Origin of the sequence: Chryseobacterium gotjawalense (assembly GCF_030012525.1) — a bacterium.
Taxonomy (GTDB): domain Bacteria; phylum Bacteroidota; class Bacteroidia; order Flavobacteriales; family Weeksellaceae; genus Kaistella; species Kaistella gotjawalense.
The window spans coordinates 2020079-2043623 of sequence record NZ_CP124855.1; the positions used below are offsets into that span (position 1 = coordinate 2020079).

Below are 23545 nucleotides of genomic sequence, written 5' to 3' on the forward strand. Positions count from 1 at the left end.
TATTTCTGTGAATTTCTTCCTGACAATAGAAGAATGAACTGCAAATTTAGTGATTATTTGACGATTTTTACGGTATTTGGCTGACCTTCAACTTTAGTAAACTGAAGCACGCCGTTATACCATATTTTGGAAACCTGAAAAAGTTCCGGTGTCGATTGATATTGAACCGTCATGGTATCATTGGTAATCCGGTTGGAATTATTAATTTTCTTGGTGAGCTGTAAAGCTATTTTAGATTCATACGTTTTGGAATTTCCTGAGGAATCGATCCCAATTCGTTTTGCACCAGCGAGATATTCAATATAATTAATGGTATCCGCATCTTTTTTAATTGAAAATGAAACCGGAGCGTTATCTGTTAATCCATAAACATCGTTCATCGAAGAAGAAATATAAGATCCCGGTATCTTCACATTCAGCATATCCTGACCCAAAGAATCGATGTATAAATGGATGACCTGATCTATTTTCTGCACCGCCTCCTCTTCATTTCTGCAGGAAAGCAAAGCAAAAAACACCAACATTGTTATAAAAAACAGATTTTTCATTGATACAAAGATAAATTATTTTAAATCTTTCCAATAAAGATAAAAGGAAAACAGCAGTAAAAATCCACCGGTGAGCATGCTTAAGCATAAACTAATTGCCATTCCTTCAATCCCAAATCTTTTTACAAAAAAGAATGAAAACATTAGCAACAATATTAGATTCAAAAAAGAAACTGCCGTGTTCATTTTCATCATACCCACCGCCGAAAGCAAATTCCCGTAAAGGTTTCGCAAAAGCATATTGAAAGAAAACGTTGCTAAAAAAATAACAAAAATCATTTGACTTCCTGAATATTTTGCACTGAAAAAAAATGATAAAACTTCAGTTTTAAATACAAAGCCAACTACAAAAATCACAATTGAAATCGGTATAAATAAACGATAATAATTAGCAATATAATTTTTCAAAAAAAACTTATTCCTGCTGTTTTTAGCTAAAACCGTATAATCACTCTGCATAAATGTAGAAGCCAAAAAAGTAATATTAAAGGGAATTAAAAGACCTACCTTATAACTTGCGACCGCCGTTTCTTTCATTAAAAAACTCAGTAACAAGACATCTGCGGAAAAAAGAGCATCAGAAAGAAGCGCTGTTCCCGCGGCATGAAGACCGAAACTCCATATTTCTTTTTTGGTGAAATTAATCCCTCCAATCACCTTTAGAAAATCTTCTTTTTTGTACCAGATTAAAGATAAAAAAGGAGTGAAAGCAACGGCAAAAAGATAACCAACAAGGCCAAAGAAATAGGATAGCAACAGTAAAAGTATAACCCCAAAAACATTCACGAAGTTGTTTACTTGTGCAAAAGCCCGGTTATTGCCAAAAACTCTTAATTCTGCCTGAATATGATTCAAAAAATAAAATCCGATCAACCGAACGGTAAAAAGTAAAAAGATAAACAAAATATCCTCATACCTGTTGATATAGAATATGCTTATAAGCAAAAAAACGGCACTTATGATCAGCTGATGGATAAAGCCCTGTCTGAGAAGATGGTTCGCAAAAACTTTTTTTTCGGAATCACTCTGTATGATTGAGCCGTAACGCAGCAAACTTTGATGACTGCCGAAACCGCTAAAAGAAACGAAAATAAAAAATATAGAAGCGACAATACTGATGGTCCCAAATTCACTTTCCGGCAAAATTCTGATGATGAAAAGCGATCCTAAAAAACCGCATATTTTGGCAATAAGAAGTGAAAGAAAAACATGGTGTCCTTTATTCTTTAAAAAATCGCTAACAAAAATACTTAAACTTTTCACCCTTTTTTGAAATAAACTATCTTTTATTTACCCTTGCAATCCTTTTCATATTTCACTTTGCTACCAATAATTTCCGGCGGATTTTAAAAATTCAAATTACGGAATTTTTGGGTAACACCTGTAAATTCAACGTAAAATTTGCCTATAAATTTCATCAAACTTTTGGGCAATTTCTTTTACAGAGAAATAATTTACTATATACTCGTGGTGTTTTTTAGGATCATCAAAATTGGTTTCCTGTAACAAAACTTTTTTCATTGCTTCATATAATTCTTTTTCAAAATTAGAAATGAGCACACCATTTTTATCATTAATAATTTCGGGAATGCCGCCAACTCCGGTGGCAATGACGACCGTACCCGTTGAAAGTGATTCCAAAAGGACACACGGAAAATTTTCATACTCGCTGAACAAAACAAAACAATCGCTTTCTCGCATCTTTTCAGCCACTTCATTTAATGACAATATCGGAAAGGTTTTGATGAAACTTTCTGCTTTATTTTCCCCGATTATTTTATTGAGTTTCCCAACATCTCCATCTCCACCGATATGCAATTCAAAATTATCTAATTTATTACGCAACTTCAGAGCAGCGCCTATAATCTTATCTGGATTTTTGAGTGGGACCAAGTTCGAAATATGTAAAAATTTAAATGGATGCTGATTCGTTGGTGATTTTAAACTAAACAAATCGGTATCAACCACATTTCCAACAACCTCAAACTTAGTTTTCAAACCCAGTTCTTTTAAATCATGTAAAAGATATTGGCTGACCGGCAAAACGAATTCTGCTTTATTTGCGATCATCTTGGCTATAAAAAATTGGGCTTTCGAAAGCTTGTTCCTATTCAGTTTCAAAAATCCAGACCAATGTTCTGTAACAACAAACGGAATTTTAAATTTCCGTTTTAAATAAACTGCAAACAACATCGAATTCTGAAGAACATTTGCGTGAACCAAATCTGGTTTTTGCAATCGTGAAAATCCCTTTTTATAGGCTTTCATCCGACGAAAAAAATTTAAAACAGGATTGTTGGATTTTCTATAGTAAACAATTAATGTTCTGATTTCATTAACGGTCTGATCATCGAAAAGATACGTTTGCTTCTGACCTGGATCACTAATAGAATGAAGAACTTCCACATCATGAAGGTGGGAAACCGCCTCCGCATGGCGCTGAACAAAATTCCCGTTGGTAGATTCCAGTTTATTGGGAAACCAGGATGAAATAAAAAGAATTTTGTAACGCATCGATTAACTTAATACACAAAAATACAGTTTTAATCAAGAGAAACAAAAAACCCTTTAAGTATTCTCAAAGGGTTTCGCATCTTGTTTTTAAGATTATATTTAGTCTACATAAATCCCAGCCCAACTTCTTCTTAAAGGCAATAGGAAATCGCTTAAAAAAGCAACATACGTATTTTTAGAAAAATCGAATACTTCGATGTCCGTTGAGAGTTCGCCATTTTTCAAACCGCTTCGGAAATCCTGTAATTTCATGGTTTTAATTTCTCCGTTTTCCACAAAAGAAGCTTTCATACGGTCAAATAAACCGAGTTGAAATTCCTGATCGATCCTTTTCATCACAACGCCTAAAGCGTCAATTGAACAGCCCGAGGCCGCTTCTATCTCTTCGTCAACACAAACAATGATAAACTGGTTTTTCTCAATTTTAAAGGAAGACGACAATGGTTTCCCATGTGCTGCCCAAGTTGCCAAAAAATCATATAATTGCTCGGTAATCACTTTGCTTTCTTTCGCCGTAAAAGGTCTTGAAGCCGGATAAATAATTACCCGATAATCATTGGTTTCTACGATGGTTGATTCTTCAATTTTCATTTTTCTGCTTCTTTTTTAATTCAATAAATCCCAGAATGATCATCATGAGACTTGCTCCCGCACTCCAAAAATTAATTTTATCGGTATCGAAATCTGCTGACCAAAGGTTAAGCACCAATAAAAATGCACCTGCAATCATCAAAAAATAAGGGATGTTCTTTCTCATTATAAATCGTCGGCTTCAGCTAAAAGTTCGGCGATATCTTTTACGGAAACTTCCGTATTATTAAAATGTTTCACGCCATCAGTCATCATTGTATTACAAAACGGACAACCGGTTGCGATAATATTCGGGCTTTCACCTAATGCTTCTTCTGTTCTTTCAACGTTGATGTCTTTATTGCCTTTTTCAGGTTCTTTAAACATCTGAGCGCCGCCTGCGCCACAGCATAAACCATTGGATTTACAACGTTTCATTTCCACCAGTTCTGCATCTAATTTTTGTAAAAGCTGTCTTGGCGCTTCATATTCTCCGTTTCCCCGTCCGAGATAACACGGATCGTGGAAGATGATTTTCTTTCCTTTAAAAGTACCGCCTTCAATTTTCAGGCGACCTTCTTCCATTAATTTTCTTAAGAATTGGGTGTGATGAAGAACTTCATAATTCCCGCCCAATCCCGGATATTCATTTTTGATGATATTGAAACAGTGCGGACAGGCGGTAACAATTTTCTTTACGCCGTATCCGTTCATGATTTCGATATTGGTGTGCGCCATCATCTGAAAGATAAACTCGTTACCGGCACGCTTTGCAGGATCTCCGTTACAGGATTCTTCCTGACCCAATACGGCAAATTCTACCCCGACTTTATGCAAAATTTTACATAACGATTTCGTGACTTTCTTTGCGCGGTCATCAAAACTTCCCATACAGCCTACAAAAAATAGAACCTCTGGCATTTTTCCTTCGGCAGCATATTCTGCCATTGTTTTTATAGTGAAATCCATAATTAGTTTACCCATTTATCAATATAACAATAAATTGCTATGCTGGTACATTAATACATTGTTATTCGCTTGCCCACTTCAATCGGTCAGCCTGATTGTACTGCCATGGAGCGGCGTTGTTTTCGATATTGGTCATCATCTGATTGAGCTCCTGCGGTGCCGCAGATTGCTCCATGACCAGGAATCTCCGCATCTCAATAATGATAGAAAGCGGATCGATCAGAATCGGACAGGCTTCTACGCAAGCATTACATGTGGTGCAAGCCCAAAGTTCTTCTCTTTGAATATGATCGTCTAATAACTTTTTACCGTCATCTACGAATTTTCCATTTTTATTAATGTTTCTGCCCACCTCTTCGATTCGGTCACGGGTATCCATCATAATTTTACGCGGAGATAATTTCTTACCTGTAATATTTGCTGGACAAACGGCGGTACATCTTCCACATTCTGTACAGGAATAGGCGTTGAGCAGCTGAACCTGTTTTAAATCAAAGATATCACTTGCTCCAAATTTTTCTGGAACTGCGTTTGGATCTGCATCCGGTGCTGCAGCATATGGATCAGCATTGGGATCCATCATCAACTTAATTTCTGCGGTAACAGAATCTAAATTATTGAATTTTCCTTTCGGTTCTAAATTAGCGTACCACGTATTCGGGAAAGCCAAAATGATATGAAGATGTTTCGAATAAGACAGATAATTCATAAAAAATAGAATTCCTATAAAATGAAACCACCACGCTCCCCTTTCTGTATAAATTAAAGTTCCATCACCAAAGTTTTGAAAAATTGGGCCTAATAAAGTTGAAGAAACCGGGAAACTGCCATGAGCAGCTAGAACTTGTCTTTGTTGTAAAACCCAATCTGAAGAATTCATGGTTAAGAATGCAACCATTAACGCAAACTCGATAATTAAAATCCAATTTGCATCATGTTTTGGCCAACCAAAAAGCTCCTTCATCGTCAATCTTTTGACACCGTAGAAATTTCTTCTGATAAAGAAAACGACCACCGCAATGATAACAAGAAAAGCTAAAATTTCTAAAGTCGCCGTAAAAGAGCCGTATAAAGAATTACCAAAAATACCTGCTAAAAACCGGTGGGTTCCGAAAATCCCATCAACAATTATTTCGAGCAGCTCGATATTGATAATAACAAATCCCACATAAACGATCACGTGAAAAAATCCTGCAATAGGCCTTTTTCCCATTTTACTTTGACCGAGAGCTACTTTTGCCATGGTTTCCCACCGTTTCGATTTCTGGTCAGAGCGGTTGCTTTCTTTACCGAGTTGAATGTTGCGGTAGATTTCCTTCAAACTTTTAAAAAAAAGGCCAAACCCTATAACCAGGGCGATGAAGAAAATAATATTGTCAATATACTGCATATTGAAGGGGTTTAGTCTTTGTTATTTTTCCCGAAAACCGAGAAATTCAAATATCTTTTTGGATTTGCTTTTAAATCTTCTACCAATTTATTCATGTTTTCGGCAGTTTGATTTAGGTTATCGTAAAGTTGCTCATCTTTTGTGAGTTTACCAAGACTTCCTTCACCGTTTTGTATGCCAGAAATAATACCGTTCATTTTATCTGCAGTAAGACTTAATTTATCAATGGTATTATTTAATTTTTTCACATCAACTTCATCTGCTACCCGACCATATTTATCGATTGCAGCTTTCGCACTTAAAGTGGCAAGATTGGCATTGTCCAGCACTTTTTGTATGCGGGGATCGCTGTTTGCAAGTAGTGAATTGGTCTGTTTGGAAGTTACTTCGAATGCTGCAACGGTTCTATTTAAATTATTGAGCAATTCCCGAATTTCTGCACGGTTCTGCTCATCAAAAATTTTATTGGCATTATTCGTTAATGAATCTACTCTTTTTAAAACGGTCTGCAACTGGTCTTTTACAGGACCTACCTGAGACGAAATATTGTTCATCATCGATAATTGGAAGCTTCCGGAAAGGGTATCGCCATCTTTTGCCATAGGCTTGCCGTACTGCAGATTCAGCCGCATTTCTTTTCCGGACATCAAACCAGGTTCAAAAATCTCTAAGGTTGATTTTTTGGAAAATTCAAAATTATCATCAATTATTACCTTTACCACAAAATGAATCCGGCCGTCTTTTTCGGTAACAGGAATGATCTTGTCAACCTGACCTACTTTCAAACCATTTATGGATACTGGATTAGAAGCCGCTAACCCTTCAACATTGTCGAACTTGGCATAAAAGATATTATCGGTAGTGAAGAGACTTTTTCCCTTCATAAATTGGAATAAAAATACGAATCCAATAATTGCTAAAATAGCGATAAGTCCTGCTTTTATTTCTTTTGTGAATTTCACTTTTCTTTAAATTTTAGGGAACAAATATAATACATTTTAAATAAACCGCCGACAGAAGCCAGAAAACAGAAAACAAAAAAAAGCGACCTTTTACAGTCGCTTTTATCAATTATTTTATTTAAAAATCATTATTGTGAAACTTTATTATAAATTTCGATTCTATAATCTTTAATTTTTGCGTTGTCTTGTAAGCTTTTCAATAATGCCTGACCAAACTGCTGAGAGCTTTGTCTTGCAATAGCTTCAGTCATTTGTTTAAGGTCTCCCGGTTGTTTATTGGTTGTTTCCGCTTTTTTCAAAACTACATACACTCCGGTCATTCCTTCGACAGGATTAGAAAGTTTATTTTTCGCAACTCCAAATGCTGCTCCTGCAACTTTAGGCTCCATCGCACCATTAACCTGTGGATTCAGCATATTTACCTGTGCAGATTGTTTTGTCACTCCAAACTGTTTCGCGATTTGATCTAAGTTTGTCGCTTTGGCTGCATTGATTTTATCAGAAATCTGCTTGGCCATCAATTTGTTTTTCACGATCGGTTCGATTTGCTCTCTTACGGCTTCCGGATTGGCTGTTCCCGCATCCTGAACTCCATTTACATAAGCAATAATTTTATCACCTGTCCCGTCAACCGTAAAAATATCGGTATCTCCTTTTCCTCTTTTCTTATTAAACGCCCAAGCGATGATTTCCTCATCTTTGTCTGTTCCTAAGCCAGGAAGTTGTCCTTGGAATCTTACAACTTCTGTAGGATTAGAGAAGTTATAATTATTTTTCTTCGCGATGTTTGCAAAATCATTGAAGCTTTTCCCCTGAACCTGCTGAATAAACTTGGTCGCTTTCGTATAGACTTCATTTTCCGTTTTATCAGAAGCTTTAACCGCTTTTACTAAGTTAGCCACTTTATAAGTCATCGCACCAGATTTCTTATCTTCGATATTGATGATATGGTAACCGTACTGCGTTTCTACAACCGAAGTTGCGCCTTTCCCATTGGTTGCCAGGAAATGTAAATATTCTGGAACAAATGGTGTCGCAGGTGTAGTCCAGCCTACGCTACCTCCTTGTGCTGCAGAACCTGGATCAGAAGAATATTTTAAGAATTCTGTAAATTTAGATGGATCCGCTTTCACAACAGCACCAATTGAATCTGCCAATTTTTTAGCTTGCTCTTTGGTTCTCGTTTCTTCTCCGCCTGCTTGATTACCTTTATAGCTAACCAAAATATGACGGGACAATGTAGAATCTGATGGTTTTTTATCTAACAGTTTAGAAACCACATAGAAATTCTGTTCTTTATAAGGTCCGAAAGTTGCGCCAACACTGGCAGCAGCAACCTTGTCTCTAATCGGCATCGGTAACTGATCTTTCGAAAAATAGCTTGGGTTAAACGGCAAATCAGAATTCAAAGCAATAAACATGGAATCGTTTTTTGTATTTTGAAAACTTTCTTTCCCGCTCAGGTCATTTCCTTCGGTAAATAATTTATTGATATCTGCCTCGGTAGCCTTATCATCCTGCGCACTTGGTGCAGCCGGAAAATACACAAGTCCTAAATTTCTACTCGCCTCTCTCTTGAACAGGATCGGATGTTTCTTGATATAATCAGCCAAATCATTGGTCGTTACTTTAACCGGATTTTTTTTAGCATATTCTGTATAGTCCACTTTTACAAAATCAATGTCTGCAAGTTGATCTCTTTGCTTCATGATTTCCTCTGCTTCTTTTTTGCTTGCGGTAATCCCGGTAGTAACGTTAGCGAAAAGTTGTCTCGCCATCATTCTGTACTCGATAGATTTTCTCGTCTTCATCCAGTTATTGTATGCTTCAAGATTGGTTCCTTTCATTTGCTCTACCTGACCTTTGATCTCCTGAACTTTGAAATTACCTTTCTCGTCAAACAATTCTTTATTCTGTGCAAACATAGGATCAAACTGCAGTTGATTCCAGAACATATCTTCAGTTAAAGTCAGACCCATTTTTTCAAACTGTTGTTTGATGAGTTTAGACTGTACCAGCAATTGCCAAGCCTGCTCTTCCAAACCTTTTGTAGGCTGGCCTTGCTGTTGCGCTTGTTGCTGAAGCATAAAAAGTTGATCATCGAAATCTTCTTTAGAAATCTCTTCGCCGTTTACTTTACCGTAAACACCTGGCTCTGCGCCAAATAACTTTTCAATACTATCCGGGTTAACCACGAAAGCCAACATTGCTACTGCAATAATTCCCATCAAAAGCCAAGGTCTGTTTCTTATTTGTCCTAAAATTGCCATCTTTTTTGTATAATTTTATCAGTTTGCGAAAATACACATTTTTAACAGATTAGAAAAAAAATTGCACACTTATTTAAAACTGTCTGCAATGTAGTGGTAATTTTGTCTAAATTTTTGCTTGGCATAATGCTTGTCAATTTATGGAAACCTTTTTAGTACCCGTACATATAAGAGAAATCCGGGTAATCACCTTTAATTATTTATAAAAAATGACAATTTGTCATTCCATAATATTATGACAGAATTTGAAGACATCAACTTTGATGAAATTTTAGACGACGCTTTCGGTATTATATCAGAAGGAATTAACATTACCGATATGTTGGATACGGAAGAAAATAGCGAACAAACAGTATTTCCAATCCTTCCGGTAAGGAACATGGTGATGTTTCCCAAAGTAATTATTCCTATTACCGCTGGTAGAGAAATGTCCATTAAACTTTTAGAAGAGGCACAGCGAAATAATGAGTTTATAGGTATTCTGACACAAAACAATTCCAGTATTGAAAACCCTACCACCGGTGATTTATTTCAAGTGGGAACATTGGCGAAAATCCTTAAAATCATTAAACTTCCGGAAGGCAATATCACCGCCATAACGAGAGGTTTCCAAAGATTTAAAATAAAAGAATACACCGGAACAAAACCGTATTTTACCGCAGAAATAACCAAACTCAAAGACACTTCCAGCAAGAAAAAAGAAGAGTACGAAGCGTTATTGGACAACATAAAAGACTTGGCGCTGAAAATAATCGACATCGATCCAAATATTCCGAATGGTGCCAATTTTGCGATTAAAAACATTTCCAATAATGAAGATTTGTTAAACTTCGTTTGTTCCAACGCTAATTTCTCACCAGATCAAAAGCAGAAATTGCTGGAGGAAAAAAGCCTGATGATCCGTGCAGAAAAATGCTACACTCTGATGCATGATGAATATCGAAAACTGGAACTGCGAAGCCAGATTCACAATAAGACATCCAAAGACCTCGACAAACAACAACGGGAATATTTCCTGAATCAACAAATCAGAACTATTCAGGATGAATTGGGCGGCGGTCCCGAATCCGATGTTGATGAACTTTTAGAAAAAGCCAAAAAAGTAAAATGGAACGACGAAGTTGAGGAACATTTCAAAAAAGAAATCAACCGCCTTCAAAGACAAAATCCGAATTCTCCAGATTATAATGTTCAACGGAATTACCTGGATTTCTTCACCGAATTACCTTGGGAAAAATACTCAAAAGACGTTTTTGATATTATTAAGGCCGAAAAAGTTTTAGATAAAGCCCATTATGGTTTAGAAGATATTAAAAAGAGAATTTTAGAACACATGGCGGTTCTGAAATTGAAAAACAATATGAAATCGCCGATTCTCTGTTTGGTAGGTCCTCCGGGAGTTGGTAAAACTTCATTGGGAAAATCGATTGCAGATGCTTTGGGCAGAAAATATGTGCGGGTTTCCTTGGGCGGACTGCATGATGAATCTGAAATCCGTGGCCACCGTAAAACTTATATCGGTGCGATGGCAGGACGAATCCTTCAATCCATTAAAAAAGCAGGAACCTCCAATCCTGTAATTGTTTTGGATGAAATCGATAAAATCGGACAGGGAATTCATGGCGATCCAAGTTCTGCTTTATTAGAAGTTCTGGATCCGGAGCAAAACAATTCGTTCTATGACAATTTCCTAGAAATGGGTTACGACTTATCAAAAGTGATGTTTATTGCGACAGCAAATTCCCTTTCTACCGTTCAAAGACCACTTCTTGACCGAATGGAAATCATCGAAATCGCCGGTTATACTTTAGAAGAAAAAGTAGAAATCGCCAAACGCCATCTCATTAAAAAACAGCAGGAAGAAAATGGTTTAGATGTAAAATCATTCAAACTTGGCAATGCTGAACTGAAACATATTATCGATGCGCACACTTCGGAAAGCGGCGTTCGTGGTTTAGAAAAACAAATCGCTTCCATTGCGAGATGGGTCGCTTTGCAAACTGCGATGGAAAAAGAATATGATCCGAAAATAACAGTAGAAAAAGTGGACGAAATCTTAGGAGTTCCCCGCCCTAAAAGCTTATCAGAAATCACCGGAGTTCCTGGTGTTGTAACCGGTTTAGCCTGGACTCAGGTTGGCGGCGACATCCTCTTCATCGAAAGTATTCTGAGTGAAGGAAAAGGAAACCTGACCATGACCGGAAATCTTGGAAATGTCATGAAAGAATCTGCCACGATCGCGCTGGAATACATTAAAGCAAAACATGATGAATTGGGAATTTCTTCCGAAGACATCCAGAAAAACAACATTCACGTTCACGTCCCGGAAGGCGCCACCCCAAAAGACGGACCTTCTGCCGGAATCGCAATGCTGACGTCGATTGTGTCAAGTTTTAAGAATAAGAAAGTCAAATCACATTTGGCGATGACCGGCGAAATTACGTTGCGCGGAAAAGTGCTTCCTGTTGGTGGAATCAAGGAGAAACTTCTCGCCGCGGCAAGAGCAGGCATCAAAGAAATCATTCTTTGCGAGGCCAACCGAAAAGATGTGGAAGAAATCAAAAAAGATTATCTTAAAAATCTGAAAATCAATTACGTGCAGCGAATGAGTGAAGTCATTGAGCTGGCCATTGAAAAATAGAAAAACATGAAACGCTTCAATTTATTTTGAAGCGTTTTTTATTTAAAAAAAGAAAATTTGTCGTTATTTTGTGATATGAAAGATATTAAACTCCCTTTTGTTGCTAAATTAGCCTTGGTGCTCATCAGTATTTTGGCTTTAGGATATTTGGCCAAAATCGGCAAAGGCGTTTTAGCACCTCTGTTTTTCGCTATTTTAATGGCCTTGTTATTTCTTCCTTTTGCCAATTTTTTGGAGAGGAAGCTGCGGTTTTCAAGAACAGTTTCTACCTTTTCCTCTCTTTTGGTGATGTTTCTTTTTTTAACGGGATTAGTTTATTTTTTCTCCACGCAGTTAAGTGATTTTGTAAATGATTTTCCCGTTTTGAAAGCACAGGTTTCAAGATCATTTAATGAATTACAAATCTGGGTTTCCCACACTTTCCATCTCAATTTTGCCAAACAAATGAGCTATATCAATCAGGCATTAGAAAAATTACTTTCTTCCACAGGACTCATTTTAGGCTTCACCGTTTCCATGTTTTCATCAACGATGGCGTTTTTTCTTTTCAGTGCCTTATTTTTCATCTTCATCTTGAACTATCGTCGGGTTTTATACCAGTTTATTATTTCTGTATTTCAAAACCAACATTTTGAAAAAGTAAATGAAGGAATTGTGGAAATTCAAAAAATAATCAAGAATTATATTTCCGGATTATTTATTCAAATTATTATCGTCAGCAGTTTAACGAGTATTTTGCTTTCCGTTTTGGGAGTAAAATACGCAGTTCTTTTAGGCGTTTTAACCGGCTTGCTGAATGTAATACCATACATCGGCATACTGTCCTCTTGTTTAATCGCCTGTCTGATCTCTTTTGCAACCGGTGGCACTCACACCCTTTTTGTCCTGATCGGCTATGTGGTCATCCATTTGATCGATGGGAATATAACCCTGCCTTTGGTGGTAGGTTCTAAAGTAAAAATCAATGCCCTGTTTACTTTTATCGGCCTTTTAATCGGTGAGGAATTGTGGGGGATTTCCGGTATGTTTTTGAGTATTCCTTTTTTAGCAATTCTGAAAATTATTTTCGAAAGAGTTGAAGGTTTAGAACCCTGGGGCAGAGTTTTAGGGGAAGAAACGAAAGTGAAAAAAGCGCGTAAAAAATACAAAATCACTAAAAATATTACTTTGGAAGAAAAGGAGTAATCTAAGAACTTGTTTATTAGGTCATTGAGTTTTAAAATTGATTATTTGCAACTCCGGGAAACAATTCAAAAATCGCAGTTTTGCTTGATTTCAGTCCAAATTTTAAAAGCGAAAGGTTTTACAGAACCTACTTCTGCAGAACAATTTAATAACAGATAGGATTAATTTTTAAAACCTAAAAACCTCACCTCCAGATATTTCTCGGAGGTTTTATTTTTCCGTAAATTTGCGATTATTTTTAAAACATCAAAGTTTAAAATCTCTAATTTAAAATCTCTAAAATGTTACCCAAAATAAATCCTACCCACACGACAGCCTGGAAAAGTCTCCATCAACATTTTGCGCAAAATGATTTTGATCTGCGCACTCTTTTTCAACATAATCCTGAACGTTTTCAGCAGTTTTCGGTTAAAAGAGAAGATTACCTTTTCGATTTTTCTAAAAATTTAATCGATCAGAAGACCTTTGATCTTTTACAAAGTCTGGCTGAAGAATGTGAATTAACATCTGCAATCGAAGCCATGTTTTCCGGTGAGAAAATCAATGAGACTGAAGGACGGGCAGTTCTTCATACCGCATTACGGGATTTTTCGGATAAAGCGATTTTAGTTGATGGCAAAAATATAAAACCGGCGATTAAAAGAGTTTTGGACCAGATGAAAAACTTCTCCGAGAAAGTAATTTCCGGAGAACACAAAGGTTTTTCAGGGAAAGAAATTACCGATGTCGTGAATATCGGAATCGGTGGTTCAGATTTAGGACCGGTGATGGTTTGTTCAGCATTAAAACATTTTAAAACAAGACTTGATGTTCATTTTGTTTCTAATGTTGATGGAAACCACATCGCAGAAGTTCTGAAAGATTTAGATCCGGAAACAACGCTTTTCATCATCGCTTCTAAAACTTTTACGACTCAGGAAACGATGACCAATGCAGAATCTGCGAAATCATGGTTTTTGAAATCGGGAAAACAGGAAGAAGTAGCGAAACATTTTGTGGCACTTTCTACCAATATCCAGGCAGTGAAGAATTTCGGAATCGCCGAAGAAAACATTTTCGAATTCTGGGACTGGGTTGGCGGAAGATATTCACTTTGGAGCGCGATTGGCTTAAGCATTGTACTTTCGGTCGGTTACGAAAACTTTGAACAGTTACTAAAAGGTGCCAATGAAACCGACATTCATTTTCAAACCGCAGATTTTAAAGAAAACGTTCCTGTATTAATGGGGCTTCTCGGCATTTGGTATCGTAATTTCTTCGATGCCGGCACGTATGCTATACTACCTTACTCTCAATATTTAGATCGTTTTGCGGCATATCTTCAACAGGGAGATATGGAAAGTAATGGAAAAAGTGTAGATAGAAATGGTGAATTTGTAGAATATGAAACCGGTCCGATTATTTGGGGAGAACCAGGCACCAACGGTCAACACGCTTTTTACCAATTGATTCATCAGGGAACAGAATTGATTCCGGCTGATTTTATTGCTTATGCAAAATCGTGTAATGTGGTTTCTGATCATCAGGAAAAATTATTGGCCAACTTTTTTGCCCAAACAGAAGCATTAGCATTCGGAAAAACCGAAGAAGAAGCAAGAGCAGAATTAGAAAAATCAGGAATTTCAGAAGAAGAAATTCAACGGCTGGTAAACTATAAGGTCTTCCACGGAAACACACCGACCAATTCATTAATTATCAATGAATTAACCCCATTTTCACTAGGACAGCTGATCGCCTTATATGAACATAAAATATTTGTTCAGGGCGTCATTTGGAACATCTTCAGTTTTGATCAGTTCGGTGTAGAATTAGGGAAAGTTTTAGCAGGGGAAATTTTATCTGAATTAAAGAATACGGAACCTGTTACCGCTCACGATTCCTCTACGAATGGTTTGATTCAGTATTTCAACGAGAAAAAGTAAATCTAAAATAAATCTAAAGTAAAAACGAAATGGCACAAATTCTCGATGGACTGAAAGTCTCCAAAGAAATTAAAGAAGAAATCCGAATGGACGTTGACAAGATTGTTCAGCACAATAAACGTCCACCACATTTGGTAGCGATTCTGGTTGGGAAAAACGGCGCGAGCATGACTTATGTAAATAACAAAATCAAGGATTGCAAAGAAGTTGGTTTCAAATCTTCCCTAATCGATTTTCCAAGCACGGTTTCTGAAGCGGAACTTTTAGAAAAAATAGATGAACTCAATAAGTCGAAAGAGGTGGATGGATTTATTGTACAGTTGCCTTTGCCAAAACAAATTGATCAGGAAAAAATAATCATGGCGATTGATCCAAGAAAAGATGTAGATGGTTTTCACCCTGAAAATTTCGGAAAAATGGCTTTGGAAATGGATACCTTTTTACCCGCAACTCCATTTGGGATTTTAACTTTATTGGAAAGATATCATATCGACACAAAAGGCAAACACTGTGTAGTGATTGGCAGAAGCAGGATCGTAGGAAAGCCGATGAGTATCCTGATGGGAAGAAAAGATTTCCCCGGAAATTCAACAGTCACCCTCACCCATTCCTACACTCCTCATATCGAAGAATTCACCAAAAAAGCAGACATCATCATTACCGCTTTGGGCGATCCCAATTTCTTAAAAGCAGATATGATTAAAGAAGGTGCAATCATCATCGATGTGGGAATTACCCGTGTTGAAGATCAATCTGAAAAAGGCTACAAGTTGGTCGGCGATGTAGATTTTGAAAGTTGCAAAGAAAAAGCAAGTTGGATCACTCCCGTTCCAGGCGGAGTGGGTCCTATGACGAGAGCCATGTTGATGAAAAACACCATCTTGGCCTATAAAACCTCAGTATATAATGATTAAAAAAGAAGAAAATATTTTATTAGAACAAGGTAAAATGCTCCCCGTGATGGAGCATTTTTACACCTTACAGGGCGAAGGTGCCCATACCGGAAAAGCCGCCTATTTCATCAGACTCGGAGGCTGCGATGTCGGCTGTCACTGGTGTGACGTGAAAGAAAGCTGGGATCCCAATTTACACCCTTTGATGGATACGGAAGAAATTGCCGAAACTGCAGCAAGTTTTTGTAAAACTATCGTTTTAACCGGTGGCGAGCCATTAATGTGGAATCTGGAAATCTTAACCAACAGACTGAAAGAGCTCGGTTGTGAAATTCATATTGAAACTTCCGGCGCGTATGAAATGAGTGGAACTTTGGACTGGATCACCCTTTCCCCAAAAAAAACGGGCTTACCAAAACCAGCAATATATGCTAAAGCGAATGAGCTGAAGATGATTATTTTCAATAATAATGATTTGAAATTTGCGGAAGAACAGGCAGCGAAAGTATCTGCAAACTGCGTTCTTTATCTTCAAAGTGAATGGAGCAAAAGAGATGAAATATATCCGAAAATCACCGATTTTATCCTGGCAAATCCAAGATGGCAGGCATCGGTACAAACACATAAATATTTGAATATTCCATAAATTACATTAGATTTACTTCTAATTAAAAGGTGACATGCAAAGAATCCGATACTCCAGATATTTCAAAACCGGCTTTATTCTCCTTGACGTCTTTGTGATAGCAACAGTTTTTGTCTATTCTTTTCTGCGCAATAATGATCACCTTTTATCACAAGAAACATCAGAGCAAAATATATTATCGATTATCCTGCTTATTTTTTACTGGATTTTACTCAGCAGCAGAACGAAACTATACTCCGTAGCCAGAAATATTACATACACTCTCTATTTGGAAAGATTTGTTACCCATATCTTTATTTTCATTTTCGGTGTTATGTTATTGGCAAAAGTTAGCAATAATGAATTTTTGAAGCAAGACCGTTTTTTACTCGGGCTAAGTCTATTTTTTATCCTTTTCATCATTAAATCAACGCTTTTTTTTGCTTTAAAATACATTAGAACTCTTGGTCTTAACTATCGAAACATAATGTTTCTGTCAAGTGATTCATCATCAGAAATATTAAAAAACATTTTAACCGAACGAAAAGATTATGGATTCAAAATTTATGATTATCCGGAGGAAGACCGATTTAATTTTGGAAAACTGGTAGCATTCTGGAAAAAAAATGGAATACACACCATGTACATTTCTACTGAATTTAAAAAGTACAATAAAAAACAGGAAGCTGAAGTTCATGGTTTAGCAGAAGGCCACAAAGTATGTATCTCACTAATTCCCAATGTAATAGAAAACGATTTCTTTCAATATGATTTGGAATACACCGAAACTCAACCGATATTGGTACGGTCTAAATTTCCTTTGGATTATTTAACGAATGTTGCTTTGAAGCGGACATTTGATCTCCTGTTTTCATTTTTAATATTGGTATTTGTATGTACCTGGCTGTTTCCGATTATCGCGATATTAATTAAATTGGATGGTAAAGGGCCAGTCTTCTTTGTCCAAAAAAGGTATGGCTTTCATGATGAAGTTTTTAATTGTATAAAGTTCCGTACCATGCATATCAATGGTGAATGCACGACTAAAACAACGGAAGAAAATGACCGACGGATAACCAAAATCGGTAAATTTCTCCGAAAGACCAGTTTAGATGAAATGCCGCAATTTCTGAATGTTTTAAAAGGTGAAATGTCAGTTGTAGGACCAAGACCTCACATGCTTTTGGTTGACGATTTTTACAAATTAAAAATCGGCAGATATTCCATAAGAAGCTTAGTAAGACCTGGTGTAACTGGCATGGCTCAGGTAAACGGATTGCGTGGCGATACAGGAAATGTGGACCTCAAAATGCAAAAAAGAATTCTTGCAGACGCGTTTTACGTAAAAAACTGGACGTTAAGTTTGGACTTGGTTATTATTTTGAAAACCATTTTTTTAGTCGTCGGTGGAGATAAGAATGCCAATTAAAGCCATATAAAAAATAAAAAACACTAATTTTGCAACATGCTAAAAAATCTGTTGAGCCAAGTTGGCGCATATTTCTTTCTGTTATCGAAAACATTAAAAAAGCCCCAAAAGGCTTCGATATTTGGTAAATTATTTATGCGTGAGATTTATGATCTGGGAGTAAATTCTTTCGGGCTGGTACTCTTTACGTCCACGTTCGTAGGAGCGGTTGTGGCTATTCAAATGTTCAATAACTTCAATGCATCATCATTTCCGATTCCCAACTCTTTTATTGGTTATGCAACCAAAGTTGTTCTGATATTAGAATTTGCACCAACCATTATATCTGTTATTCTGGCCGGTAAAGTAGGATCGTATATTGCATCAAGTATCGGAACAATGCGTGTTACCGAGCAAATTGATGCTTTAGATATTATGGGAGTTAATTCTCCTAATTTTTTGATTTTACCTAAAGTTTTAGCCAGTGTGATTTTCAACCCTTTACTCATTGCAATCAGTATTGTTTTTGGAATTTGGGGAGGATATCTGGCAGGAACCGCAACAGGAAACTGGAGTAAAGCAGATTATATCACCGGAATCCAAATGTATATGCCACAACATTTTATATGGTACGCATTTTTCAAAACAGCAGTATTTGCTTTTTTAATTGCAACAATCCCCGCTTATTTTGGTTATAATGTAAAAGGCGGCTCGCTGGAAGTTGGCCGCGCAAGTACGCAGGCAGTAGTTTGGACCATTGTCGCCATCATTATTATGAACTTAATATTAACTCAAATGTTCCTCAGCTGATGATAGAAGTAAAAGATTTAAAGAAACGTTTTGATCAGGTAGAAGTATTAAAAGGAATTACGACAACCTTTGAAACAGGCAAAGTAAACCTCATCATCGGTCAGAGTGGCTCTGGAAAAACAGTATTTCTAAAGAGTTTGCTTAATGTTTACCAACCAACTTCCGGTGAAATATTATTTGACGGCAGAAACATCAATAATATGTCACGGGACGAAAAACAGCAGCTTCGGTCTGAAATAGGAACCGTCTTTCAGGGAAGCGCACTTTTCGATTCGATGACAGTGGAAGAGAATATTACTTTCCCTTTGGATATGTTTACCAATTTGACTTTCAGAGAAAAGAAAAGAAGAGTCTTCGACGTTATTGGCCGTGTCCATCTGGAAAAAGCCAATCGTAAATATCCATCGGAGATTTCCGGAGGAATGCAAAAAAGAGTTGCCATCGCAAGAGCAATTGTCAACAACCCGAAATATCTTTTTTGCGATGAACCAAACTCTGGTTTGGATCCCTATACTTCAAATATTATTGATGATCTACTTTTGGAAATCACTAAAGAATATAACACTACAACCATCATTAATTCCCACGACATGAACTCGGTGATGACGATTGGCGAGAAAATTGTATATCTCCGTCTTGGGATAAAGGAATGGGAAGGTAACAAAGACATCCTGATCAATGCAGGCAATAAAAACCTTATCGATTTCGTTTATTCATCAGAGTTATTTAAGGAATTACGCGAGTATTTCTTAGAGACCAAAAAAACCTCAATAGATAATATAATAACAAAACCCCATTCTAATGAATAAATTATTCAGTTTCGTTCTAATTGGTGCAAGTGTTCTGGGTTCTGCACAGATTAAATTTGCAGCAAAAGCCAACTTACTTTTCAAAACCGACAGTCCTAGTTGGGAAAGTGCCGTAAAAACATACAATGATTCCAAAAAGAACAGTGCAGGCTTCAATGTTGGTCTTTCCGCGAAAGTTAATTTACCAGCGTCACTATTTTTAATGCCGGAAATTTATTACACTACTTTTAAATCAGAAATTGATGTGCCGAGCCCTAATGGTACTACCGCTACTACTATAGAAGCAAAAAGCAATCGTGTGGATGTACCTGTCCTTTTGGGATATAAGCTTTTAGGAGACAACTTAGGAGTGTTTATAGGTCCGGTTGCGTCTTATAATCTTTCTACAGATAATCAGTTCAAAGACTTTAAAGAAAATGCCACCAAAGATTTCACAGTAGGTTATCAGTTTGGAGCACAGGTTCAACTTCAAAAACTGATTGTGAATGCGAGATATGAAGGTGCTTTCAGCAGCGACCAAAGAAATTTTATTAATAACAATACCAGCGAAACGATTCGTTATGACAGCCGACCAAGTTTATTCATGGTAGGTTTAGGGTACGAGTTTTAAGAAAAACTGAACTTTAAGAAAAAAAAAGAATCCTCTGAATTAATAATTCGGAGGATTTTGGTTTTCTTCTGTTGTTGTATAAGTTACGGTCTGTTGCCTGGCCAATTCTGCAGCCTGCTTTTCCAGATCTTCTTTTTCTTTTCGGAGCTGTTTGAATTCTCTCCGTTTTTCTTCCTGTTTTAATGCTGTTCCCTTGCTGATATATCCAACGATTCCCCCGATTATTAAACCAATGCCAATGCCTGCAAGAATACCCATTAAATTAGTGGGCTCAAAAAGTTTAACCGCAGAAAACTGAGGGGTAATATAATACAGCAAAAATGCCAAACCAAGTAAAAGAAATCCTATAAAAGTTAAATTTTTCATGTCGATATAAATTAAAAAACCTTTCCAAATTTAAGAAATTTTCGGAAAGGTTTACTATAAATTTAATTAAGTGTTAAATTTTGCCGCCAGCAGCTGCATAGTATTGCAGGGCTTTTGCCATATGTTTTTCTAAATCTGCTCTTCTGGTATCTGGATTAGGGTGAGTAGATAAAAACTCCGGAGGCCTGTTTCCTGTAGATGCCGCCTCCATTCTTTGCCAGAAAGGTTGTGCTTCTCTCGGATCATAGCCAGCCATACTCATTAAATAAAGTCCCATTTCATCGGCTTCTAACTCCTGACTTCTCCCGTATTTCAGTAAAGCTACCTGAGCGCCTAATGGATAAGCCTGTTGGAAAATTGAAGCTAACTGACCATTGGAAATAGTACTTCCTAGAATGGCGCCTCCATATTCTGCGATCATGGCTTGGGAAATTCTTTCATTTCCGTGACCGGCAAGTGCGTGAGAAATTTCATGACCCAAGACCACAGCTAAACCAGCATCAGTTTTAGTGATAGGCAAAATACCCGTATATACTGCTACTTTCCCGCCAGGCATACACCAAGCGTTAACTTGTTTATCGTCGAGTAAATTAAATTCCCATTGGTAATTCGCAAGATCTGCTTCTCTGCCAATTCCCCGGTAATAGTTGTTTGCAGCATTTTTAATCCTTAAGCCAACATTCTGTACACTCTTAGCCTGAGTTGTTCCTGAAATAACTTTTGCCTGTGACAATGCCTGCTTATATTGCTGAAGCGCCATGGCAGAAATTTCCTGATTACTGGCCAATTGTAAAGATTTCCGCCCAGTGATTGGGTTGGTTGTACATGCAATCATCATGACAGACATGACACCGATTCCTAGTATTCTGTTAATATTCTTCATATTAGTATATATTGATTTAAACAGTTAAAACAATTTTTATTCCAAATGAAGACTTAATATTTAATATTGCATAATTTTTGTATACTTATAAAAAAAATCACATGAAAAATTTACTGAAAATCACACTTGCACTGCTGACGCTCACTTTAGCTTTATCATGCAGTTCCCAGAATAATACCTCATCGGCAAACATTAATTCCCTGCTGCAATCCAATGAGTTTACTTTTGTCGCTGAGCGTGCAAGCCCTAACAACGCAGAGGTCATCAATATTTTAAATTCGCTTCCTAATGGATTGCGAATGCTCAATTTAGATCCCGGTTACACTATTGAAATCAGAAAGGGTGAATTAAATGTCACTTTACCCTATTTCGGCAGAATGTACACCCCGAACCTTGATCCCAGTAAAAACTCTTACAGATTCTCTTCTAAAGATTTTACAGTTAACAGAAAAGACGGTAAAAAAGGCAGCGTTATCTTCACGATTATCGCAAACGATCAACAAAACAAAGCAACTATTACAATGCAGGTTTTCCAGAACGGGAAATCATACGTTTTTATGGATTCCAATGACAGACAGCCGATTTCCTATGATGGTTACATTACTGCGAATACTCCGGCAAAAAATTAATTTACCTGCCTATTAATTTCTCAACAAAAATTTTTGCTTCTGTACTTGGATTTGATTTCATTTCAGAAGCATTTTTTTTATGCTCTTCGTAAAAGGTTTCTGTCGATTTATCCGACTTCGTTTTTTGCAGAATATATTCCTGTACCCAGTAGTCAAAACGTTTCTCTGCCTGTTTCTTTCGGGTTTCTCCGAATGAATGATTTGAAATTTTCAAGTCAATAAACTCTTGAATCTTTTCATAAACTTCTTCCAATCCATTATTGTTTAAAGCAGAGCCGAGCAGCACAGGAACTTTCCAGTTTTTCTCTTTGGAAGGCAAAAAGTGAAGAGCGCGCATTAATTCTACTTTTGTGTTTTTAGCTTTAAGACGGTTGTCTTCTTCCACTTTATTAATGAAAATAAGATCGACCATTTCCATAATTCCTCTTTTAATTCCTTGTAGTTCATCGCCGCCACCAATAATTTTTAAAAATAAAAACACATCGGTAATGTCGGAAACCAAAACTTCACTTTGACCAACACCCACGGTTTCTATTAAAATAAAATCATAACCCGCAGCTTCACAGATCAACATCGTTTCAAAAGTCGCATTGGCTACTCCACCCAAAAACCCCGAAGTGGGACTCGGCCGAATGAAGGCATTTTTTTCCTTAGCTAATTCTTCCATTCTGGTTTTGTCGCCTAAAATAGACCCTTTATTTAAAGATGAACTCGGATCAATCGCCAAGACCGCAACTCTTTTTCCGTGTTTTATTGCCAACTTCCCAAAACTTTCGATGAAGGTCGATTTTCCCGCGCCGGGAACCCCTGTAATTCCTATTCTGACTGATTTTCCGGTAAAAGGCAATATTTCTTTTAAAAGTTCTTCTGCTTGCTCGCGGTGTTCCTCTTTTTTACTTTCCACCAACGTGATTGCTTTTCCGAGCAATCGTTTGTCGCCGGACTGTATTCCTTTTATCAGATCTTGGTTAGAAAGGGTTTTCATTGAGTCAAAAATACAATTCTTTTACGAAATAAATTCTGCAACGGCCGAAAGAAGCAACCGGGAAAATACTTTAATTAAATGTGAATACCAACAGGAGAATATTACTTTTTAATGATACCTATCCGATTTCAAATAAAAGTTGATATTTATTGACATTGCCTTAATTTTCTACGACTTAAACAAATCTAATAAGAATTTTACTTATTTTTGAAATGAATTACTATTAAATCAATAAAATGAAAAACCAAAAACAAAGCAGAAACCAGACTGGATACACTTTATTAATCGCTGCATTTATGGCGGCAGGATTAATGGGTTCCTGCAGTCCGAAATCCGCAGTTACAGGAACAAAAGTGATGACCGTGGAATATCTTGCACAAGGCAAAGTCGTTTTCGATAATTCATGCGGAAAATGCCATGACTTACCCAATCCAACCGCTCATTCTGCACAGAACTGGGTGGGAATTATGAACTCGATGGCTCCGAAAGCAAAGCTGAATGACGCTCAACATCAAATGGTTTACGACTATATCGTATCTGTAAAATAGAAATGCTT

General features: G+C 36.9%; 23 protein-coding genes. 11 read left to right on the top strand and 12 right to left on the bottom strand.

Annotated features, from left to right (window positions below):
* Window positions 1-53: 53 nt before the first annotated feature.
* The 9 genes from QGN23_RS09150 to QGN23_RS09190 all read right to left on the bottom strand — a co-directional run bounded on the left by QGN23_RS09150 (window position 54) and on the right by QGN23_RS09190 (window position 9223).
* On the bottom strand, window positions 54-548 hold the full coding sequence (locus tag QGN23_RS09150; protein ID WP_282904021.1) for a hypothetical protein: 495 nt from the start codon (window positions 546-548) through the stop codon (window positions 54-56).
* Between the two features lie 15 nt (window positions 549-563).
* Window positions 564-1811, bottom strand: a complete 1248-nt coding sequence (locus tag QGN23_RS09155) for an oligosaccharide flippase family protein (protein WP_282904022.1) — start codon at window positions 1809-1811, stop codon at window positions 564-566.
* Window positions 1812-1937: 126 nt separating this feature from the next.
* Window positions 1938-3062: a glycosyltransferase family 4 protein gene (locus QGN23_RS09160; RefSeq protein ID WP_282904023.1), complete on the bottom strand. Its 1125-nt coding sequence runs from the start codon at window positions 3060-3062 to the stop codon at window positions 1938-1940.
* 99 nt (window positions 3063-3161) lie between these two features.
* Complete coding sequence (locus QGN23_RS09165) at window positions 3162-3653, bottom strand: hypothetical protein (protein ID WP_282904024.1); 492 nt, start codon at window positions 3651-3653, stop codon at window positions 3162-3164.
* Window positions 3643-3819, bottom strand: a complete 177-nt coding sequence (locus QGN23_RS09170; RefSeq protein ID WP_282904025.1) for a hypothetical protein — start codon at window positions 3817-3819, stop codon at window positions 3643-3645. The genes QGN23_RS09165 and QGN23_RS09170 overlap by 11 nt, the downstream gene beginning before the upstream one ends.
* Window positions 3819-4601, bottom strand: a complete 783-nt coding sequence (locus tag QGN23_RS09175; RefSeq protein ID WP_282904026.1) for a (Fe-S)-binding protein — start codon at window positions 4599-4601, stop codon at window positions 3819-3821. The genes QGN23_RS09170 and QGN23_RS09175 overlap by 1 nt, the downstream gene beginning before the upstream one ends.
* Window positions 4602-4662: 61 nt before the next feature.
* Window positions 4663-5991 carry a (Fe-S)-binding protein gene (locus QGN23_RS09180; protein WP_282904027.1) on the bottom strand — a complete coding sequence of 443 codons (1329 nt, stop codon included), beginning with the start codon at window positions 5989-5991 and terminating at the stop codon, window positions 4663-4665.
* 11 nt (window positions 5992-6002) lie between these two features.
* Window positions 6003-6953 carry an MlaD family protein gene (locus tag QGN23_RS09185; protein ID WP_282904028.1) on the bottom strand — a complete coding sequence of 317 codons (951 nt, stop codon included), beginning with the start codon at window positions 6951-6953 and terminating at the stop codon, window positions 6003-6005.
* 128 nt (window positions 6954-7081) lie between these two features.
* Window positions 7082-9223 (bottom strand): SurA N-terminal domain-containing protein, encoded by a 2142-nt coding sequence (locus QGN23_RS09190; protein ID WP_282904029.1) that lies wholly within the window; start codon window positions 9221-9223, stop codon window positions 7082-7084.
* Window positions 9224-9458: 235 nt separating this feature from the next.
* On the opposite strand from QGN23_RS09190, the gene lon reads away from it, so the two are divergent.
* The 9 genes from lon to QGN23_RS09235 all read left to right on the top strand — a co-directional run bounded on the left by lon (window position 9459) and on the right by QGN23_RS09235 (window position 20126).
* A complete protein-coding gene (gene lon / locus QGN23_RS09195) occupies window positions 9459-11864 on the top strand; it encodes an endopeptidase La (RefSeq protein WP_282904030.1) in 2406 nt (801 codons plus the stop codon).
* A gap of 57 nt (window positions 11865-11921) precedes the next feature.
* Window positions 11922-13049 (top strand): AI-2E family transporter, encoded by a 1128-nt coding sequence (locus QGN23_RS09200; protein WP_282904031.1) that lies wholly within the window; start codon window positions 11922-11924, stop codon window positions 13047-13049.
* 281 nt (window positions 13050-13330) lie between these two features.
* Window positions 13331-14971 carry a glucose-6-phosphate isomerase gene (pgi, locus tag QGN23_RS09205; protein ID WP_282904032.1) on the top strand — a complete coding sequence of 547 codons (1641 nt, stop codon included), beginning with the start codon at window positions 13331-13333 and terminating at the stop codon, window positions 14969-14971.
* A gap of 29 nt (window positions 14972-15000) precedes the next feature.
* Window positions 15001-15885, top strand: coding sequence for a bifunctional 5,10-methylenetetrahydrofolate dehydrogenase/5,10-methenyltetrahydrofolate cyclohydrolase (locus QGN23_RS09210; protein ID WP_282904033.1), 885 nt, complete (start codon window positions 15001-15003; stop codon window positions 15883-15885).
* Window positions 15878-16510, top strand: coding sequence for a 7-carboxy-7-deazaguanine synthase QueE (locus QGN23_RS09215; protein ID WP_282904034.1), 633 nt, complete (start codon window positions 15878-15880; stop codon window positions 16508-16510). Before QGN23_RS09210 ends, QGN23_RS09215 begins: the two co-directional genes overlap by 8 nt.
* 34 nt (window positions 16511-16544) lie before the next feature.
* Entirely contained in the window at window positions 16545-17918 is a 1374-nt protein-coding gene (locus QGN23_RS09220; protein WP_282904035.1) for an exopolysaccharide biosynthesis polyprenyl glycosylphosphotransferase, read from the top strand.
* Window positions 17919-17954: 36 nt separating this feature from the next.
* Complete coding sequence (locus tag QGN23_RS09225) at window positions 17955-18707, top strand: MlaE family ABC transporter permease (RefSeq protein WP_282904036.1); 753 nt, start codon at window positions 17955-17957, stop codon at window positions 18705-18707.
* Window positions 18707-19516: an ABC transporter ATP-binding protein gene (locus QGN23_RS09230; RefSeq protein ID WP_133439096.1), complete on the top strand. Its 810-nt coding sequence runs from the start codon at window positions 18707-18709 to the stop codon at window positions 19514-19516. The genes QGN23_RS09225 and QGN23_RS09230 overlap by 1 nt, the downstream gene beginning before the upstream one ends.
* Complete coding sequence (locus QGN23_RS09235) at window positions 19509-20126, top strand: outer membrane beta-barrel protein (protein ID WP_282904037.1); 618 nt, start codon at window positions 19509-19511, stop codon at window positions 20124-20126. The genes QGN23_RS09230 and QGN23_RS09235 overlap by 8 nt, the downstream gene beginning before the upstream one ends.
* Window positions 20127-20165: 39 nt before the next feature.
* Here the strand turns inward: QGN23_RS09235 and QGN23_RS09240 are convergent, their stop codons facing one another.
* Both QGN23_RS09240 and QGN23_RS09245 read right to left on the bottom strand, forming a co-directional pair.
* Window positions 20166-20492, bottom strand: coding sequence for a hypothetical protein (locus tag QGN23_RS09240; protein WP_282904038.1), 327 nt, complete (start codon window positions 20490-20492; stop codon window positions 20166-20168).
* Between the two features lie 73 nt (window positions 20493-20565).
* On the bottom strand, window positions 20566-21375 hold the full coding sequence (locus tag QGN23_RS09245) for a M48 family metallopeptidase (protein ID WP_282904039.1): 810 nt from the start codon (window positions 21373-21375) through the stop codon (window positions 20566-20568).
* A 101-nt stretch (window positions 21376-21476) separates the two neighbouring features.
* On the opposite strand from QGN23_RS09245, the gene QGN23_RS09250 reads away from it, so the two are divergent.
* Window positions 21477-22004, top strand: coding sequence for a DUF4251 domain-containing protein (locus tag QGN23_RS09250; protein ID WP_282904040.1), 528 nt, complete (start codon window positions 21477-21479; stop codon window positions 22002-22004).
* Between the two features lies 1 nt (window position 22005).
* Here QGN23_RS09250 and meaB read toward each other — a convergent pair whose 3' ends face one another.
* Window positions 22006-22989 carry a methylmalonyl Co-A mutase-associated GTPase MeaB gene (gene meaB, locus QGN23_RS09255; RefSeq protein WP_282904041.1) on the bottom strand — a complete coding sequence of 328 codons (984 nt, stop codon included), beginning with the start codon at window positions 22987-22989 and terminating at the stop codon, window positions 22006-22008.
* Between the two features lie 236 nt (window positions 22990-23225).
* On the opposite strand from meaB, the gene QGN23_RS09260 reads away from it, so the two are divergent.
* A complete protein-coding gene (locus QGN23_RS09260; protein ID WP_282904042.1) occupies window positions 23226-23537 on the top strand; it encodes a cytochrome C in 312 nt (103 codons plus the stop codon).
* The last annotated feature ends 8 nt before the right edge of the window (window positions 23538-23545 follow it).